The sequence below is a fragment of the Methanobrevibacter sp. 87.7 genome, assembly GCF_002208625.1.
In the GTDB taxonomy this organism is placed as follows: Archaea; Methanobacteriota; Methanobacteria; order Methanobacteriales; family Methanobacteriaceae; genus Methanarmilla.
Map to the genome: position 1 here is coordinate 1 of NZ_MRCT01000143.1, position 4,521 is coordinate 4,521.

Genomic DNA, 4,521 nt, shown 5'->3' on the forward strand with positions numbered 1-4,521 from the left:
GTTTTATAAAAAGTACTAATTATTATAAAATTTTAACTTATTTTAAAATTAGTATTTAATATACTTGTTTTTAAAATTTTAACTATTATATATATTAAATTTAGTGTATCTTTAAAATTTTAGCTATTTAATGATGGTATTTGATTTAAAATTTATTTTTTAAAATTAGTCTGTAGTTAAATTAATTGTATAATATAAATTTATTTTTTAAAATTAGTGTATTAGTTAAATGATTTGTATAATTAAAAATTTAAAAAAAGTAAATATTTTAATTTAATAAAATATTTAATATCTATCTAAAAAGTTTAAAACTCCACAGATAAGTAACCATACTCCTGTTAAGAATCCAAGGAATAATGGATTTGCTAAGTTTGTTACTACAATAATAATATATATTAATCCTAATATTATTCCAATAATTCCACTATAAAATCCATATTTATTATCTCTATTTCCAATTATTGAAATTAATCCAATTATTATTAAAAATATACCAACAATATATTGTTTAATTCCTATAATTGATGATATTAAATTTTGATTAAACATTATTGAAATACTTATAATTAGTAATATAAATCCTATTATTGTATTTAAAATACTTTTTATTAAGTTATATTCTGATTCAGAAATTCCAATAATAAATAAGTAAATAGTCATTAATAATAAGGATAATCCTATGATTGCAGTATTGGAGTTAATGTAATTCAATGCTGGAAATATTATCATAATAATTCCAAGAACAATTGATATAATACTTATAAGTTCATTTTTCATATTTTACCTCTTTAATTATTTATGAGTTTAAATCAATAGTTTATTTTTAATATAATGGTAAATGTTTAGTTCTTGTTTTTGATTGATTCATATTACTTGAATGTATATCTGCTAACCATTCATTTTTACATTCACAATCATATTCTATTTTACTTTGATCTAAATTACTTGCAATTATTAAATTTTTTAAATCTTTATTACATTTTTTACAATTGTAAGGTCCTCTTCTAGATCCAAATGCTGCAGTATCCATAAGTGCAGGTATTGAAACTAAGTCTCTTACAGTATTAATTACATATACTGCAGACCAAATCCATGGTGGTTGGTATGAACCTTCTATCCATAATCTTTCAATTAAAGTTCCTCCATGTATTGTTGCAGGACAGAAAGATAATCTATCTACACCTAATTCTTCTGCATATTTCGCTGTTTCAATTGCTTCATCAATAGATTCTTTTTCATTTAATAAAATTGGTTTTAAAAAGATGTATGGTTTTCCTTTAACATTATATCCTTTTTTGTCTCTTGCATCTTGTATTATTTTCATAGCTTTTTCAAAGTCTTTTTTAGTAAATCCTTTGTTAATATTATATAATCTAGTTTTATCATTGGATGTTTCAAGACCCATACTTATTTCAAATAATTTATCTCCAATAATATCAAAAATTTCAGTTAATACTTCTTCTGTAACATATTCTGGTCTTGTTTCTATAACAATTTCACTAATTTCTTCAGTATCACTTAATATTTTAAGTATTTCGTCACGAGCTTCTTTAGGTACTTCTTCACTATTTAAGAAACTTCCACTAGCAAACATTTTTATAGCTATTTTATCTCCATTTTTATAATCTTCTTTATATGGATGTTTGCTTAGTTCTTTTTTAAATAATTCAACAATTTTTTCTCCAGTTACAGGTTCTAATGTACAATCATTAATATAACTACACATTGTACATCCTCCACTAGGACCTAGTGCCCATGAGCAACCTTTAGTTGCAAGTATTAAAAATATAGTTTTTCCAACACCAGAATATAATAAATCTTCATTATACCAACTTGTTGCTACCTGTTCTGGTTTTTTAGGTTTTGCTCTTTCAGTAGCATTATCTCTAATTTCTTTAGTCAATTGTTGAATAATCATATTATCACTATTTAGTAAATATTAAAAATATTAACTTTAATTTTTATTGAAAAAGTATTCTATTCTTTATCAATATATTATTATAATAAAATTTAAATTAGTATTATTATAAAATCTTTATTATTAATTTTTATTTATAATGTATTTATTATTTTACTATGTTTTATATTTCATTTTTAAAAAATAGGTGGTATTATTTATAATTATTTTGATGATATTTCTGAAATTCTAAATAAATATAGGTTTAAAAATAAAGAAGTAAAATCTATTTTCAATAAAAGAAAAGGAAAAAGAGAATTATTCATGGAAGATTATTCTTTAAATCCATATATTGGTTGTTCATTTGATTGTAGTTATTGTTATATAAATGGTAGTAAGTATGCTAAAAATACTAATTCTTTTTATGTAAAATCTAACTCTGCTTCTCTTTTAAAATCTGAATTGAAATCTTTATTAAGAAAAAATAAAAGAGCATTAATATCTTTTGGTTCTTCAACAGATCCTTATCAGGATATTGAATCTGAATTATATCTTACTAGAAATTTATTAAAATTGATGTATAGATTTAAATTTCCTGTTCATATAATAACAAAGTCTGATTTAGTATTAAGAGATATTGATATTTTAAGAAAAATTAATGATGTAGCTATTTTACCGGATGATATTGTTAATAAATTAAAATCAAATGTTATAATAACTTATTCTTTTTCAACTATTGATAAAGAAGTATTTTCTATTTTTGAACCTAATGTTCCATCAATTGAAAAAAGATTTAAAGCAATTGAAAGATTAAAAAAAGAAGATTTTCTTGTAGGTGTTTCATTTATGCCAATATTACCATTTATTGCAGATAATAATGAATCTATAGATAAAGCAATATTTGAATTTAGTAAGTTGGATATTGATTATTTATTATATGGATCTTTAAGTTTATTTGGTAATAAAGAATTTGATTCTAGAATTAAATATTTTAATTTAGTTAAAAAATATTTTCCAGAGTATTATAGTAAAACAAAAAATCTTTTTTATAATAATAGGACTGGTTTGTATAAAGATTATCCTTCTTTTAAATATCAAGAAGATTTAAGTAAAAAAATTAGATATTATTCTAGTAAATATAATATAAAAAATACTATTTTTTAATTTTTATTTTTAATATAATTATTATAAAAAGAGTTTATTTTTATTAAAATAAGTATGTTTAATTTATTAAATTATTTTTAAAAAAAGTAAAAAAAGAAAAAGAAAATATTAAATTTAGAAGCTGCTAATTACGTCTCCTAATAATTTAATAGATTCTTCAACATCTTTTCCTACAGGAGAACCAGCTACATATTGGGTTACACCCATTTCTCCTAATGCTTCTATTTTTGGTACGAATTCTTCAGGAGTACCTGCTACACAGAATGCATCAAGTGCTTCTTCAGTTACTGCACCAATTGCTCCACCGAAGTCTCCTTTACCTAAGAGGTCACCAAGTTTTTTGTTGTATCCTTCAGGTAATCCGTGTCTTTCAATAACTAAATCTGGAGCACCACTAGCAATAAATGCAACTACGATTTTTGCTGCGTTTTTAGCTGCTTCAGAATCTGGACCGATTGAAGTAGAGGTATATGCACCTAAATCAAAGTCTTTGTCTCCTCCAGCTTTGTCGAGACCTGCTTTAATCATAGGCATAGCTGCTTCGTAATCTTTAGGGTTGGATGCATTAATTAAAACACCGTCTGCAATTTCTCCAGCGGTTTCTAACATTTTAGGTCCTTGAGCTCCCATGTAAATAGGAATACTGTCTTGTACAGCTTTTATTCCACCTAATTTTGCTCCTTTATCAGTTTTTCCACCAGCGGTTAAAGTTCTGATTTCTGCAATAGCACTTTTAATAGTACTTAATGGTTTACTCCATTCTACACCTAATGATTCAAAAGTAGCTTTATCACCAGGACCAATACCGAAAGTAGCTCTTCCATCGGAAATTTCATCAATGGTTGCAATAGCGGATGCAGATACTGCAGGGCTTCTTAAGTAAGGGTTAGTTACTCCTGGTCCTAATTTAATAGTACTTGTTTCTTTAGCAATTAATGCTAAGGAAGCGTATACATTTTTGTTGTTGTAGTGATCTGTAATCCATACATTATCAAATCCTACATCTTCAGCTAATTTTACTAATTTTATAATTTCGTCCAAAGGTTGTTGTGGGACGAATTCGATACCGAACTTCATAAATTATCACCATTCATAAATCTGTTTACCTGTATATAAAGTACTTTTTATTTGTCTTAAATAGAAAATTTTAAATATTATATGTGTTTCTATTTTCAATAATCTCTTAAAATTGGCTATTTTTTGAAATTTTAATTTTTTTATAAATTTATTTTTTTCAATTAGCTTATCATATATTATTATATTACTTTTGAAAATTTTATTATATATTTTTAATTTACTATCTTATAATTTGATTTTAATATTTTTAATAATTGTTTTTTTATATTAAAGTTATTATAATTAGTATCAATTTACTTTATTGTATTTTGCAATTATATCTATTTGTTTTTGAGTGTGTTGTTTCTTTATGTATAGTATGTGCTATGTGTTTTATGGCGTTG

At 23.7% G+C, this 4,521-nt stretch carries 4 protein-coding genes; 1 reads left to right on the forward strand and 3 read right to left on the reverse strand.

All coding sequences use genetic code 11. The features are described from left to right. Positions 1–285 precede the first annotated feature (285 nt). Together BGI41_RS06750 and BGI41_RS06755 are read right to left on the reverse strand one after the other, a co-directional pair. Positions 286–777: a hypothetical protein gene (locus BGI41_RS06750; protein WP_088539769.1), complete on the reverse strand. Its 492-nt coding sequence runs from the start codon at positions 775–777 to the stop codon at positions 286–288. 46 nt (positions 778–823) lie between these two features. Next, a complete protein-coding gene (locus tag BGI41_RS06755; RefSeq protein WP_088539771.1) occupies positions 824–1,918 on the reverse strand; it encodes an archaeosine biosynthesis radical SAM protein RaSEA in 1,095 nt (364 codons plus the stop codon). A 303-nt stretch (positions 1,919–2,221) separates the two neighbouring features. On the opposite strand from BGI41_RS06755, the gene BGI41_RS06760 reads away from it, so the two are divergent. Further along, a complete protein-coding gene (locus tag BGI41_RS06760) occupies positions 2,222–3,061 on the forward strand; it encodes a radical SAM protein (RefSeq protein WP_088539773.1) in 840 nt (279 codons plus the stop codon). Between the two features lie 114 nt (positions 3,062–3,175). Here the strand turns inward: BGI41_RS06760 and mer are convergent, their stop codons facing one another. After that, positions 3,176–4,138, reverse strand: coding sequence for a 5,10-methylenetetrahydromethanopterin reductase (mer, locus tag BGI41_RS06765; RefSeq protein ID WP_088539775.1), 963 nt, complete (start codon positions 4,136–4,138; stop codon positions 3,176–3,178). Positions 4,139–4,521 lie beyond the last annotated feature (383 nt).